Origin of the sequence: Rubrimonas cliftonensis (genome assembly GCF_900107585.1) — a bacterium.
GTDB classification, from domain to species: domain Bacteria; phylum Pseudomonadota; class Alphaproteobacteria; order Rhodobacterales; family Rhodobacteraceae; genus Rubrimonas; species Rubrimonas cliftonensis.
This window is the reverse complement of sequence record NZ_FNQM01000003.1, coordinates 517,407-532,094: the sequence shown is the minus strand read 5'-3', so window position 1 is coordinate 532,094 and position 14,688 is coordinate 517,407. Positions and strand designations below refer to the sequence as shown.

Below are 14,688 nucleotides of genomic sequence, written 5' to 3'. Positions count from 1 at the left end.
GCCATGGCTCAGCCCCCGATCCTCACGCTCACGGACGTTTCGCTGACCTTCGGCGGCGCGCCGCTCTTTTCCGGCGCCTCGCTGAGCGTCGGGCCGGGAGAGCGCGTCGGCGTCGTCGGTCGAAACGGCTCCGGCAAGTCCACTCTGCTCAAGATCGCCGCGGGGCTGGTCGAGGCCGACAGCGGCGGGCGCTTCGTCCAGCCCGGCGCGAAGGTGGCGTACCTGCCGCAGGAGCCGGACCTCTCCGGCTTCGACACGCTTGGCGCCTATGTCGCCGCCGGCGTCGCGCCGGATGAGGACTGGCGCGCCGAGATGGCGATGGAGGGCCTCGCGGTGCGCGCCGAGGGGCCGACCGCCGGCGCCTCGGGCGGCGAGCGCCGCCGCGCCGCGCTCGCTCGGCTCATCGCCGGCGAGCCCGACCTGATGCTGCTCGACGAGCCCACCAACCATCTCGACATCGCCGCGATCGAGTGGCTGGAGGAGTTTCTCGGCGATGCGCGCACCGGCTTCGTGCTGATCTCGCATGACCGTGCGCTGATGGCCAAGCTCACCCGCGCGACGCTGTGGGTGGACCGCGGGCAGGTGCGCCGGCTGGACAGCGGCTTCGCCGGTTTCGAGGCGTGGCGCGACAAGGTGTTCGAGGACGAGGAGGCCGAGCGCCACAAGCTCGACCGCCTCATCAAGCAGGAGGCGAAGTGGGCCGTGGAGGGCATCTCCGCCCGCCGCACCCGCAACCAGGGCCGCGTCCGCCGCCTCGCCGCGCTGCGCGAGGAGCGCCGCAGCCAGGTCGCCCGCACCGGCGTCGGCGCCATGGCGCTGAGCGGCGGCGAGACCTCCGGCAAGCTGGTCGCCGAGCTGAAGGGCGTCTCGAAGTCCTTCGGCGACAAGACGATCGTGCGCGACTTCTCCACCCGGATCGCGCGTGGCGACCGGGTGGCGCTGGTCGGCCCCAACGGCGCCGGCAAGACCACGCTGCTGAAGCTGATCACCGGGGAGCTGGCGCCCGACTCGGGAACCGTGCGGCTCGGCTCCAACCTCGACATGGCGCTGTTCGACCAGAACCGCGCCGCGCTCGACCTCGACGCGACGCTGTGGGAGACGCTGACCGGCGCGGCCGACATCGGCGTGTCGGGCCGCAACGACCAGATCCTCGTGCGCGGTCGGCCCAAGCACGTCGTCGCCTACCTCAAGGACTTCCTGTTCGACGAGCGGCAGGCGCGCGGGCCGGTCAAGGCGCTTTCGGGCGGCGAACGGGCGCGGCTGCTGATGGCCAAGCTGATGGCGCGCGAGAGCAACCTGCTGGTGCTCGACGAGCCGACCAACGATCTCGACGTCGAGACGCTGGACCTGCTGCAGGAGCTGCTGGGCGATTTCGACGGCACCGTGATCCTCGTCAGCCACGACCGCGACTTCCTCGACCGCGTGGCCACCAGCGTGATCGCCTGGGAAGGCGAGGGGCGCTGGGTGGAGTACGCCGGCGGTTGGAGCGACCACCTCGCGCAGAAGGCGGGGGCGGCCGCGCCGGCCCCCCGGCAGTCCGCGCCGACGCCTGCCGCGAAGGCCTCCGCGGCTAAGCCCGGCGCCGCGCCGGCCTCCGCCGTCAGGCCGGCGCCGGCCGAGCGCGAAAAACTCAACTACGCCCAGACCCGCCGGCTCGACCTGCTGCCGGCCGAAATCGACCGCCTCGGTTTCGAGATCGGCCGTCTGGAGCAGTTCCTCGCCCAGCCCGACCTCTTCGCCAAGAACCCCGCCGCCTTCGACAAGGCCACCCGCGAACTGGCCGCGCGCCAGAAGGCGCTGGCCTCCGCCGAGGACGAGTGGCTGGAGCTGGAGAGCCTGCGCGAAGCCGCCGGCTGAGCGGCGCCGCCGCTATTCGGCGGCGTCGGCGTAGGCGCGCGGCGGAAACGCGATCGGGCCGGGCGGGGGCGGCGCGGCCTCCCACAGGATTTCCGGCGGCGCGATGCGGGCGGATCGGGCGCGCAGCCGCCGGTCCGCCCGCGCCTGCGCGCCGCCGGCGAGCGTCACCGCGAGCCAGCCGACGCCGCGCCAGAACCATACCCGAGCGGCCAGCGCCGAGGGCGTCACGACCAGCGTCAGCACCGTGGAGACGCCCAGCCCGAAGACCACAGCCGTCGCCAGCTGCGTCCACCACAGCGCCACCGGCGCGCCCACCGAGACGATCGAACCGTAGAGCGCCGCCCAGCCGGCCGCCGTCAGCGGCCCCGCCGCCATCAGCGCCGCAAAGCCCGGCCCGACGCCGTCGAAGTTGATGCTGGCGGCGAACATCATCGGCGCAAGGCCCGCCATGGTGGTGATCGTGGTCAGCATCACCGGGCGGATGCGCGTCTCAGCGGTGCGCACGATCGCCTCAAGCGGCGGCATGGAGCGGCTCAGCTCCTGGAACGTGTCGATCAGCACGATGTTGTTGTTCACCACGATGCCCGCCAGCGCGACGATCCCGGTGCCGGTCATGATGATCGAGAAAGTCTGGTCCATCACCATCATGCCGATCAGCACGCCCGTGACCGACATGACCACCGCGCTCAGCACCAGCACCGAGTTGTAGACGCTGTTGAACTGCGCCAGCAGGATCGCGAACATCAGGCCCAGCGCGCCGGCAAAGGCGGTCATGAGGAACTGCTGGCTCTCCTCCTGCTCCTCCTGATCGCCCTGGAACACCGGCCGCACGCTCTGCAGCGGGTCCTCCTGCAGCGACGCGGCGATTTCGGCGATCTTCTCGTTGACGTTCACGCCCGGGTCGACGTTGGCCTTCACCACGAGGATGCGCGAGCCGTTCATCCGGGTGATCTCGGCGAGCGCCGGCGCCGGCGTCACCGTCAAGAGGTTGCTGAGCGGCACGAGCCCCATCTGCGTGCGCAGCTTCACCCGCTCCAGCGTCGTCAGCACGCGGTCGCCCTGCGGGAAGCGCACGCGGATGTCGATCTCTTCGTCGCTGTCGTCGGGGCGCATGACGTCGAGCAGGGCGCCCCGCGTGACGAGGCTGACCACCGCGCCGATGGTCTGCACGTCCGCGCCGAAGCGGCCGGCCGCCTCGCGGTCGACCTTCACGCGCCAGTCGATGCCGGGCAGGGGGCGCGTGTCCTCGATCTCGCGCAGGCCCTCGATGCGCGACAGCCTGTCGGAGAGCTCGCCGGCCGCCGCCTGCAGCGCCGGCCAGTCGAAGCCCTCTAGGCGGATCTGGATCGGCTTGCCCTGCTGCGGGCCGTCCTTCTGCTCGGCCAGCTCCACGATGACGCCGGGCGCCGTCTGCGCGCGCTCCACGATCTCCGCGAGGATGGTCTTGCCGTCGCGGCGCTCGCCCCAGCGCTCGAGCTCGAACTGCAACTCGCCGACGCTGTCCTTCGGGCCCTCGCCGCCCTGCTTCTGGAGACCGCCGTCGCCGGCGAACGAGAACAGCGCCGCCACGCCCTCGACGCCGATCACCCGCCGCTCCACGTCCGCCACGAGCCTGTCCTTCTCCTCCAGCGAGAGGTTGCCGCGCGCGCGAACGTAGAGGATGGCGCGCTGGGGCTCGGTCTCGACGAAGAATTCCACGCCGCGGTTGTGCCCGCCATAGTAGTCGTACACGAGATAGATGCCGCCGCAGGCCGCGCCGATGGCGAGCGCCGGCCCGAGCGGATTGGTCACGACAAGCGAGATGAGCCGCCCGAACAGCGTGCGGCGCGCTCCCTTCGGCAGCGGCGCCGCGCCCGGCCGCGCCGCGCGCCCGCCAAGCCGGCGCATCGCCCGACCGCCGTTCACCGAGGCCCGCCCCAGAACGCCGCCCAGCACCGGCAGGAAAATCAGCGCGACGACCAGCGAGGCCGACAGCACGAAGATCAGCGTGATCGGCAGCTGCCCCATGAACTGCCCCGGCATCCCCGGCCAGAACAGCATCGGCAGGAACGCGCAGAGCGTCGTCGCCGTGGAGGCCGTCACCGGCCAGAACATCCGCCTGGCCGCCTCCGCATAGGCGCTTTCCGGCTCGGCGCCCTCGGTCATGCGCCGGTCTGCGTATTCGGAGACGACGATGGCGCCGTCCACAAGCATCCCCACCGCGAGGATCAGCCCGAACATCACCATGTTGTTGACGCTCATGCCGAACGCCGCCAGCACCGCGAAGGTCAGCAGGAACGACAGCGGGATCGACAGCCCGACGAGCCCCGCCGAGCGCCCGCCCAGCGTCAGCACGACCACGAGGATCACCAGCCCCACCGCGGTCAGCACCGAGCCCTCGAGCTGGCCGACCATGTCCTGCACCTCGACGGACTGATCCATCGAGAACGTGACGTGGACCGAGGTCCGCAGCGCGTCGGGCCATGTCGCCTCGATCTGCCGCGCCCGCGCCTTCACCTCCTCGACGGCGTCGATGATGTTGTAGCCGAGCCGCTTCTTCACCTGCAGCGCCACGGTGGGCCGGCCGTCGTAGCGCGCGACGCTGGTGCGGTCCTCGAAGGTGCGGCGGATCTCGGCGATGTCGCCGATCGTCACCATCCGGTCGCCGGAGACGCGCACCGGCGTCTCGTTGATCTCCTGCGCCGTCTCGAAGTTCCCCGGCACCCGCAGCGAGAACCGACCGCTGCGGCTCTCCACCGCGCCCGCCGCGACCAGCGCGTTGTTCGCGCTGACCACCTGCAGCAGTTCGGGCACGGTGACGTCGTAGCTCTCCAGCTTGATCGGATCGACGATCACCTCGATGAGCTCGTCGCGGGCGCCGGCGACGCCCACCTCCAGAACCGGGGTCAGCGCCTCCAGGTCGCGCTGCATGTCCCTGGCGAGCTTCTGCAGGGTGCGCTCGGGAGCGGAGCCGGAGAGGCTGATGACAAGGATCGGGAAGGCCGACAGGTTCACCTCGTTGATCGTCGGCTCCAGCGCGTCGGCCGGCATCTCGGCCTGAGCCTCGTCCACCAGCGCGCGCACCTGCGAGATGGTGCGCGTCTTGTCCCAGCCGAAGTCGAACTCCAGCACCAGACCGGCGTGGCCCTCCGAGGCGACGCCCTGCATCTCCTTCATGCCTTCCAGCCCGCGGAGCTTGGCCTCGAGCGGCCGCACCAGCAGGCGCTCGCTGTCCTCCGCCGACACGCCGGGCAGGGCGACGGAGACGTAGAGCACGGGCACGTCGATGTTCGGGCTGCCCTCCTTGGGAAGCCCGACATAGGCCGCCATGCCCGCGCCGATGCTGAGCAGCACCAGCGCGACGATCATGCGCGCGCGTGCGACGGCCCAGGTGACGAGCCCGGTCACGGGCGGGCCTCGGCCAGAGGCGACGGCCCGTCGGCGGCGTCGGCTCCGGCCTCGGCGCCGCTGGGGCTCTCGCCGGGGCCTGCGCCTGAACCCGCGCCTGGGCCGGCGTCCATCGGCCTCGCGTCGCGCCGCGTCGGGGCGACGGGCTGGCCGTCGGAGACGAACTCCTGACCCACGACGATGACCTCGGCGCGATCGGGCAGGCCGGAGAGCCACAGGCCCTCGCGCGCCTCCGCGACGATTCCGACAGCGTGGAAACGCGCGGCGCCGTCCTCCACCAGCCGCACGCCCAGCGCTCCGTCGTCGTCGAGCGTCAAAGCCGACTGCGGGAGGAAATGCGCGGGCGAGGCGGGCAGCTCCGCGGTGATCTCCGCCGTCATCCCGTCGCGGATGTCGAGATCGGGATTCGGCGCGACGGCCTCGACGCGATAGGTGCGGGTCTCGGGGTCCGCCGAGCGCGCGACGAAGCGGATCTCGCCCGCCACGGCGCGCCCCGTCGCAAGCCTCGCCGTCGCCGCGCCGCCGACCTCGAGCGCGTCGACGTCCGTCTCTGCGGCGTAGCCGACCAGCTTGATCGGGTCGAGCGAGAGCAGCGTCGCGCAGACCGAGCCCGCCTGCAGCAGCGCGCCGCGCTCGGCGGCGTCGGTCTCCAGCACGCCGGCGAAGGGCGCGGTCATCGTCAGCCGCCCCATGGCGATCTCGGCGCGCATGAGCTGGGCGCGCGCGGCTTCGAGCCGGGCGGCCTTGGTCAGCGATTCCGTCTCTGCCGTGAAACCCTTGTCGCGCAGACGCACGGCCGCGGCGTACTCGACCTCGGCCTGACGCAGGTTCGCCTGCGCCTCGGCGAGATTCGCCGGCCGCTCGCCGGGGTCGATTTCGCACAGCGCGTCGCCCGCGGCGACCAACGCGCCCGCGCGCAGCGGCTCCGACGCGACAAGCCCGCCGATCTCGGCGCGCACCTCCACCCGGCGGTCGGCCTCGGTCGCGCCCCGCAGCAGGAGCGTGCGGGCATGGGGCTCGGCGATGCTCAGCACCGTCACCACGGAGGCGGCGGGCTCGGCCGCGCAGGCGAAGCCTGCCGCAAGGGCCGCCGCCGCGAGCGCCGGGGCGCCGAACGCACTCATCGTCCTGCTGAGCAGCATTTTGCTTCCAAACTGACGTCGCAGCCGACGTATCGGCGGAGCCAACCTAATGTAAGAGGCGCTTTCGCGAAAGCGAGGCCCCCTGCGACCTCTTCACTGGCCCCGGTCCGCTGGCCCCGGTTCACTGGCCCCGATCCCCAGGCCCCGATCCGCTGGCCTCTCGCCGCAGGCCTCGGGCGAGGCCGCGCCGCCGCCCTCGCCGCCCGACCATGCTCCGTGCTATCCCCCATCTGCGACATCGCATGGAAGGGTGAGCGCCATGTCCACGACCAGCACCATCTCCAAGAAGGCCGCGATGGCGGATCCCGACCAGACCAGCGACAGCCAGCCGCGCCGGAGCCGGATGACCGTGCCCAAGTTCGCCTCCCGCAAGGGCGGAGAGCCGCTGGTGTGCCTGACGGCCTACACCGCCCATGTCGCCCGCATCTGCGACAGGCACGCCGACCTTCTGCTCGTCGGCGACTCGCTCGGCATGGTGATCCACGGAATGCCCAACACGCTGGGCGTGACGCTGGAGCACATGATCATGCACGGGCAGGCGGTCACGCGCGGGGCGGAGAAGGCGCTTGTGGTGGTCGACATGCCCTTCGGCAGCTTCGAGGAGAGCCCGGAGGCCGCCTTCCGCAATGCGAGCCGCGTCGTCAAGGAGACCGGCTGCACCGCCGTCAAGCTGGAGGGCGGCGTCGAGATGGCGCCGACGATCCGCTATCTCGCCCGGCGCGGCATCCCAGTCATGGCGCATATCGGCCTGATGCCGCAGGCGATGAACACCGCCGGCGGCTTCCGCGCCGTGCGCGACGAGGCGCAGTGGGACGCCGTGATCGAGGACGCGAAGGCCGTCGAGCAGGCCGGCGCGTTCTCCATCGTGGTCGAGGGGGTGGCCGAACCGCTCGCCGACCGCATCACGCAGGCGGTGGCGATCCCCACCATCGGGATCGGCGCCTCCGCGAAATGCGACGGGCAGATCCTCGTCTTCGAGGACATGGTGGGCCTGTTCCCGCGCGTGCCGACCTTCGTGAAGCGCTATGGCGCGATGGAGGCGATGATGGACGACGCCGTGTCGCGCTACGCCGCCGACGTGCGCGCCCGCGCCTTTCCCGGCGAGGAGCACACCTACGCCGCGCGCCGCGGCGGCGACGCCGGCTGATCCACGTCCCGGCGCGCGCGGCGCGGCCCGGGGTCTCGGCGGGGGCTTGGCGGGCGCGCGCGTCGCCACTAGGGTCCGCGCCGCACATGAGGGAGACGCCCGTTGAGCGACGCCGACAGCTTCATCCAGGAAGTCTCCGAGGAGGTTCGGCGTGACCGCCTCTTCGGGCTGTGGAAGCGCTATGCGCCTCTGGTCATCGGCGTGATCGTAGCGGTCGTCGCGGCGGCGGCGTTCATCGCCTGGCGCGACGCGCAGGACGAGGCGGCGGCGCGCGAGGCCGGCGCGGCGCTGATCGACGCCGGCGAGGAGCCGACCGCCCCGGCGCGCGCGGAACGCTATCTGACCGAAGCCGACGCCCTGCCGGAAGGCGCGGCGCTGCTGGCGCGGCTCCGGGCGGCCGGCGAACTCGCGGCGGCCGGCGAGGTCGCCGAGGCGCGGGGTCTCTACGACGCGGTCGCCATCGACACCGCGACGCCGCCCAGCCTTGCGGCCTTCGCCGCTTATCGCGCCGCGATGCTCACGGCCGCGGGCGGCGACGCCGCCGGCGCGGTCGCGCAGCTCTCGCCGCTGGCCGGCGCGGAGGGGTCTTTCCGGCTTCTCGCCCTGGAGGCCCGGGGGGCGCTGAGGCTTGGGCTCGGCGATCTCGCGGGAGCGCGCGAGGATGTCGAGGCCGTTCTGGCGGACCCCGCGGCCACCGAGGAGACCCGGGGCCGCGCGGGACTGCTGGCCTCCGCCATCCGCGCCCGCGACCCGCAGGAGGCCGCGCAATGAGCGAGAGGACCATGGGCGGTCGGGGCGCCGGGCTCCTAGGCGGCGGCCTCCGGCGCTGCGCCATGCTCGGCGCGGCGATTCTCTCGCTTGCCGGCTGCGGTCTTTTCGAAAGCGACGAGGAGATCCTTCCCGGAGACCGGACGCCGGTGAGGCTGGCGTCGGCGCTGCCGACGGCGCCGGCCGACCGCGCCGCCCAGCTCGCGCCGCTGGGCGTCGCGCAGCCGCTGGCGGACTGGCCCCAGAGCAACGCGTCGCCGAACCGGGCGCCCGGCCACATTGCTGGCCCTGCCGGGGGCGCCGCGCCGCGCGAAGCCTGGCGCGTCGACGTAGGGGCGGGCGCCGACGGCGATCGGCGGATCACCTCGTCCCCCGTCGTGTCCGGCGGGCGGGTCTTCGCGCTGGACGCCGCGTCGTCGGTGACGGCGGTCGACGCGGCTTCCGGCGGGGTGCTCTGGCGGACCTCGCTCTCGCCGGAGGCCGAGGGCGATGACGACGGTTTCGGCGGCGGCCTCGCCGTCGCCGATGGGCGGGTGATCGCGACGACGGGCTTCGGCGACGTGGTGGCGCTGGGCGTGACCGACGGCGCCGAGCTCTGGCGCCGCGGCCTCGGAGCGCCGCTGCGCGCCGCGCCGGCGGTGGACGAGGAGCGCGTCGTGGTCGTGACGCGCGACAACGCCGCCTTCGCGCTCGACGCCCGAGACGGCGCCGTGCGGTGGCGCGTGCTCGGCGCCCGCGGCGGCGCGGGCTTTCTCGGCGGGGCGAGCCCCGCCCTTGCCGGCGGGCTCGCCGTGCTGCCTTTCCTCTCGGGCGAGGTGGTCGCCGTCGCCGCCGCCAACGGCCGGCGGATCTGGGCCGATGCGCTGGCGAGCGGCCAGCGCGGGCTGGCCAGCGCCGACATCAGCGACATCACCGGCGACCCGGTCATCGCGGGCTCGGCCGTGTTCGTCGCGAACCAGAGCGGCCAAATGCTCGCGCTCGACGCGCGCACCGGGCGCCGCGGCTGGCTGCGGCCGATCGGCTCGGTCACGCCGGTCTGGGCGGTCGGCGCGACCCTTGTGGCCGTCAGCACCGAGGCGCAGCTCGTGCGGCTCGCCGCCGCGACGGGCGAGACGCTCTGGGCCGTGGACCTGCCGCGCTGGTCCGACCCCGACGACCGCGAGGGCGCCGTCGCCTATGGCGGACCGGTGGTGGCGGACGGGCGGGTGTATCTCACCTCCAGCGAGGAGGGGCTGCTGGTCTTCGACGCCGCCACCGGCGAGCGCGTCGGCGTTGCGCCGGTCTCCGGCGGGGCCTCGGCCGGGCCGGTGATCGCCGGCGGCGCTCTCTACGTCCTCTCCGACGACGCGGTGCTCTACGCGTTCCGCTGACGGCCCCTGGGCCCGCGCGGCGCTCCCTGCGCCGCGCGCATGGCCGCCCGGCGCACTGACCCGGGCACTGGACGGCGTGGCGGGGATGGCGTATCGCCCGCCGGCCATGAGCCCAAGCGCCCCCACCTTCAAGCTCGCCATCGTCGGCCGACCCAATGTCGGCAAGTCGACGCTGTTCAACCGTCTGGTCGGCAAGCGCCTCGCGCTGGTGGACGACCAGCCGGGCGTGACGCGCGACCTGCGCGAGGGCGAGGGCAAGCTCGCCGATCTGCGCTTCATCGTGGTGGACACCGCAGGGCTCGAAGACGTCGACGACGATTCGCTTCAGGCCCGGATGCGCCGCCTGACGGACCGCGCCGTCGCCGAGGCGGACGTCGTGCTGTTCGTGATCGACGCTCGCGCCGGCGTCACGCCGCTCGACCAGACATTCGCCGACATCCTGCGCCGCCGCGGCGGCCGCATCCTGCTCGGCGCCAACAAGGCTGAGGGCCGCGCCGGCCTCTCCGGCGCCATGGAGGCCTACAGCCTCGGTCTCGGCGAGCCGATCCCGTTCTCCGCCGAGCATGGCGAGGGCATGGAGGCGCTCTACGCCGCGCTTCAGCCCATCGCCGACACCTTCGCCGACGAGGCCGCGCTGATCACCGCGCAGGCGCCCGAGACCAACGTGGCGCTGCCTGAGGTGCTGGGCGAGGAGGATGAGAGCGACGGCGTGGCCGACCCCTCGCGCCCCATCCAGATCGCCGTGGTCGGCCGGCCCAACGCGGGCAAGTCCACGCTGGTCAACGCCATTCTCGGCGAGGAGCGGCTGCTGACCGGCCCAGAGGCCGGCATCACGCGCGACGCCATCGGGCTGGAGATCGACTGGGGCGGCCGCCCGTTCCGCGTGTTCGACACCGCGGGCATGCGCAAGAAGGCCCGCGTGCAGGAGAAGCTGGAGAAACTCTCGGTCGGCGACGGCCTGCGCGCGGTGCGCTATGCCGAGGTGGTCGTGGTGCTGCTCGACGTCGCCTCCAGCTTCGAGCAGCAGGATCTGCGCATCGCCGACCTCGCCGAGCGCGAGGGCCGCGCGGTGGTGATCGCCGTCAACAAGTGGGATCTCGAGAAGGACAAGTCGGCCCGCCTGCGCGAACTGCGCGAGGCGTTCGACCGGCTGCTGCCGCAGCTCAAGGGCGCGCCGCTCGTCACCGTCTCGGCCATCGAGGGCCGCGGGCTCGACCGGCTGCGCGAGGCGGTGCTGAAGGTCCATGCGACCTGGAACCGCCGCATCGCGACCGCGAAGCTCAACCGCTGGCTGGGCGACCGGGTGGCCGAGCACGCCCCGCCGGCCCCTTCCGGCCGCCGCATCCGCCTGCGCTACATGACGCAGGTCAAGTCCCGTCCGCCGAGTTTTCTGGCGTTCTGCAACAAGCCCGAGGACCTGCCGGAGAGCTACACGCGCTTCCTCGTCAACGGCCTTCGGCGCGATTTCGGGCTCGACGGCGTGCCGATCCGCTTCAGCTACCGCAAGACCGAAAACCCCTACGACCGCAAGTGAGCCGGGCAGGTCGCCGCGCCGGTTGATCCGTCGACGGGCTTGTGCGACGTCGCTCGCGAGGCAACGCGGCGGAGGCGCGAGTGGGCGATCAGGCGAGCTTCCTTGAGGCGGCGGCGCCGTCCTTTGCGCGGCTGGACGGCCGCGAGGGCCGCGTGGCGGTGGTTGACGTCGGGTCGAACTCCGTCCGCCTGGTGGTGTTCGAGGGCGTGGACCGGGCGCCGGCCTATTTCTTCAACGAGAAGGCCTCCTGCGGGCTGGGCGCCGAGCTGGCCCGGACCGGGCGGCTTTCGGTCGCCGGGCGCAAGGCTGCGTTGAAGACGCTGTGCCGATTCGCGGCGCTGGCCGACCGGATGCGCGTCGTCGCGCTCGACGCCGTGGCGACGGCGGCGGTGCGCGAGGCCGAGGACGGACCCGAGTTCCGCGACCTCGTGGAGCGCGAGACCGGCCTGCGCCTGCGCGTGATCGATGGCGACGAGGAGGCGCGGCTCTCCGCGCTGGGCGTGCTGCTGGGCGAGCCGACCGCGGACGGGGCGGCGGCGGACATGGGCGGCGCCTCGATGGAGCTCGCCGACATCTCCGCCGCCAAGGTCGGGCCGCGCCTGACGCTCTCGCTGGGGCCGCAGCGGCTTGCGGGGCTGGAGGGCGCCGCGCTGCGCCAGCGCATCGACGCCGAGATCGACCGCGCCGCCATGGTGGTGCCGCTGGCCGGACGCACGCTCTACGCCGTCGGCGGGGCGTGGCGCAGCGTCGCCAAGGCGCAGATGGCCCGCGTCGGCCACCCCCTCAGGGTGCTGCACGGCTATCGGCTGGAGGCCGACGCCGCGATCGAGGCCTGCGGCTGGATCGCGGCGCAGACGCCCGAGGCGCTGAAGGCGCTGCCCGGCGTCTCCTCGAACCGTGCCGCCGCGACGCCGACCGCGGCGCTGGTGCTCGGCCGGCTGGTCGAGCGGCTGAAGCCCGTGGCGCTCGCCATCTCCGCCTTCGGCCTGCGCGAAGGCGCCTATTACGAGCGCCTGCCGGAATCGGTGCGCCGGCGGGATCCGCTGATCGAGGCCGCGCGGCGGCTGGAGCAGACCCAGGCGCGCTTCCCCGGCTTCGGCGACGAGCTGGCGAACTGGGTCGCGCCGCTGCTCGACGCCTGGCCGGTGGAGGATCGGCGGCTCGCCCGCGCCGCGTGCCTGCTCAACGACGTGAACTGGCGCGCGCACCCCGACTACCGCGCCGCGAGCTGCTTCGAGACCGTCACGCGCGCCAATCTGGGCGGCGTCGACCATGCCGGTCGCGTGTTCATCGGCCTTGCGCTCGCGCAGCGCTACGGCGCCGGGCCCGGGTCGGTGGACGCCGAGGCCGCGCTCGCGCTGCTCGACAGGACCGGCGCGGTTCGCGCGAGGGCGCTCGGCCGGGCGCTCAGGCTTGGCGCGATGCTTTCGGCCTCGACGCCGGGCTCGCTCAGCGAGGCGCGGCTCGTCGTTTCGGCGCGTGAGGTCCGCCTGACGCTCGCGCCGTCGCTGGCGAGCCTGTCCGGCGAGCTTGTCGAGCGCCGGCTCGGCGCGCTGGCGGACTTGCTGGGCCTTGAATGCTCGCTGGAAGTTTGACGTGACGACCGCGGAGAGGCGGCCAGGCCTTCGCGCTCCGGTCGCAGACCGTCCGCCCGGCCGGAAGGCGCCGGGGGAGTCTCGCAAGATTTGCGACGCCGTGCGCCGGACCGCGAGCTGGACCGGCGCAGCGCCGATCCCCGGCGGATCGCCGAGGCTAAGAACCGCTTCGCGCCATGCCTGAGATGCGGGGAACAGACCAAGGTGGCCATGGGGCCGAAAAAGTTGCGGCCCGCCCGATGGCGAGCCGCTCCTCCCTAGACTTGGTCTTTTTGCTTGTCACGTTTTGGTAGCGCAATCAATCGTCCCGTGTCGAGCCGGATTCGGTGATTGTTGACACTTTTTTGCACAGGGGGCGCCGCAATAGGGGGCGGCGTGCGAACCGGCTCGGGAAACGGGATGCGCCGAACGCCGCTGCGGCCCGCCTCCGCACGGCCCGTTGCGGGGCGCGCGCCGATCTTCTAGGAGACGCAGCGCCGCCGCAGCCTTCCGGAGCACGCCCCATGCGCCTCACCCGCTTCTTCCTGCCGCTCCTGAAGGAACAGCCCGCCGAGGCGCAGATCGCCTCGCACCGGCTGATGCTGCGTGCGGGCATGATCCGCCAGGCGGCCTCGGGCATCTACACCTGGCTGCCGCTGGGCTACCGGGTGCTGAGGAACGTCGAGCGCATCGTCCATGAGGAGCAGGCGGCGATGGGCGCCAACGCGGTGCTGATGCCGACGATCCAGCCCGCCGACCTGTGGCGCGAGAGCGGCCGCTACGACGCCTACGGCCCGGAAATGCTGCGCATCCGCGACCGGCACGACCGCGACATGCTCTACGGCCCCACCAACGAGGAGCTGATCACCGACGTCTTCCGCGGCGCCGTCTCCAGCTACCGCGACCTGCCGCGCATCCTCTATCACATCCAGTGGAAGTTCCGCGACGAGGTGCGGCCCCGCTTCGGCGTCATGCGTGGGCGCGAGTTCCTGATGAAGGACGGCTACAGCTTCGACATCGACAGCGCCGCCGCGATCCACAGCTACAACCGCCATCTCGTCGCCTATCTGCGCACTTTCGAGCGCATGGGGCTCAAGGCCGTGCCGATGAAGGCCGACACCGGCCCGATCGGCGGCGACCACTCCCACGAATTCCTGATCCTCGCCGACACCGGCGAATCCGAGGTCTTTCTCGACAGCGCCGTGCTCGATCTCGCGCTCGGCGACCGCGCCATCGACTTCGACAGCCGCGACGGGCTCCAGGCCATCGTCGACCAGTGGACCAAGCCCTACGCCCGCACCGACGAGACGCACGACGCCGCGCTGTTCGAGAGCGCCGTGCCCGAGGCGCGCCGCACCGTGCGTCGCGGCATCGAGGTCGGCCACATCTTCTACTTCGGCACGAAGTATTCCGAGCCGCTGGGCGCGAGGGTCGCGGGGCCGGACGGCGCGCAGGTCGCGGTGGAGATGGGCAGCTACGGCATCGGCGTCTCGCGCCTCGTCGGCGCCGCCATCGAGGCCAACCACGACGACAAGGGCGTGATCTGGCCCGAGGCGCTGACGCCCTTCCACGCCGGGATCGTCAACCTCAAGCAGGGCGACGCCGAGGCCGACGCGGCCTGCCAGTCGATCTACGACCGGCTGACCGCCGCCGGGCTGGAGCCGCTCTACGACGACCGCGACGAGCGGGCGGGGACGAAGTTCGCCGCGATGGACCTCATCGGCCTGCCCTGGCGCGTCACCGTCGGCCCGCGCGGGCTGAAAAGTGGCGTCGTGGAGCTGACTTCGCGCCGCACCGGCGAAAGCCAGGAGCTGACGCCCGAGGCGGCGGTGGCGAAGGTTGCGGCGATCTACGGGCGCTGAAGCCCGCGCCGCCGCCGCCGGACACGCCGCACCGGACAGGCCGAACG

9 protein-coding genes are annotated in these 14,688 nt (G+C 72.8%); 7 read left to right on the top strand and 2 right to left on the bottom strand.

Translation table 11 applies throughout. The annotated features are described in order from the left end of the window. Nucleotides 1-3: 3 nt before the first annotated feature. Entirely contained in the window at nucleotides 4-1,857 is a 1,854-nt protein-coding gene (locus BLW43_RS07955; protein WP_093251385.1) for an ABC-F family ATP-binding cassette domain-containing protein, read from the top strand. A gap of 12 nt (nucleotides 1,858-1,869) precedes the next feature. Here BLW43_RS07955 and BLW43_RS07950 read toward each other — a convergent pair whose 3' ends face one another. Next, a complete protein-coding gene (locus BLW43_RS07950; RefSeq protein WP_093251382.1) occupies nucleotides 1,870-5,244 on the bottom strand; it encodes an efflux RND transporter permease subunit in 3,375 nt (1,124 codons plus the stop codon). Then, the gene (locus BLW43_RS07945) at nucleotides 5,241-6,386 is read right to left on the bottom strand and encodes an efflux RND transporter periplasmic adaptor subunit (RefSeq protein WP_093251380.1); all 1,146 of its coding nucleotides are present in this window, start codon (nucleotides 6,384-6,386) and stop codon (nucleotides 5,241-5,243) included. The genes BLW43_RS07950 and BLW43_RS07945 overlap by 4 nt, the downstream gene beginning before the upstream one ends. Before the next feature lie 343 nt (nucleotides 6,387-6,729). Here BLW43_RS07945 and panB point away from each other — a divergent pair, with 343 nt between their 5' ends. From panB to proS, 6 genes are all read left to right on the top strand, one after another. Continuing rightward, nucleotides 6,730-7,533, top strand: coding sequence for a 3-methyl-2-oxobutanoate hydroxymethyltransferase (gene panB, locus BLW43_RS07940; protein WP_217632125.1), 804 nt, complete (start codon nucleotides 6,730-6,732; stop codon nucleotides 7,531-7,533). 102 nt (nucleotides 7,534-7,635) lie between these two features. Beyond that, on the top strand, nucleotides 7,636-8,304 hold the full coding sequence (locus BLW43_RS07935; protein ID WP_093251374.1) for a tetratricopeptide repeat protein: 669 nt from the start codon (nucleotides 7,636-7,638) through the stop codon (nucleotides 8,302-8,304). Next, nucleotides 8,301-9,671, top strand: a complete 1,371-nt coding sequence (locus BLW43_RS07930; protein WP_093251372.1) for a PQQ-like beta-propeller repeat protein — start codon at nucleotides 8,301-8,303, stop codon at nucleotides 9,669-9,671. Before BLW43_RS07935 ends, BLW43_RS07930 begins: the two co-directional genes overlap by 4 nt. A 106-nt stretch (nucleotides 9,672-9,777) precedes the next feature. Further along, nucleotides 9,778-11,205, top strand: a complete 1,428-nt coding sequence (der, locus tag BLW43_RS07925; protein ID WP_093251691.1) for a ribosome biogenesis GTPase Der — start codon at nucleotides 9,778-9,780, stop codon at nucleotides 11,203-11,205. A gap of 80 nt (nucleotides 11,206-11,285) precedes the next feature. Beyond that, nucleotides 11,286-12,800, top strand: a complete 1,515-nt coding sequence (locus BLW43_RS07920) for a Ppx/GppA family phosphatase (protein ID WP_175478806.1) — start codon at nucleotides 11,286-11,288, stop codon at nucleotides 12,798-12,800. A gap of 503 nt (nucleotides 12,801-13,303) precedes the next feature. After that, on the top strand, nucleotides 13,304-14,641 hold the full coding sequence (gene proS / locus BLW43_RS07915; RefSeq protein ID WP_093251367.1) for a proline--tRNA ligase: 1,338 nt from the start codon (nucleotides 13,304-13,306) through the stop codon (nucleotides 14,639-14,641). The last annotated feature ends 47 nt before the right edge of the window (nucleotides 14,642-14,688 follow it).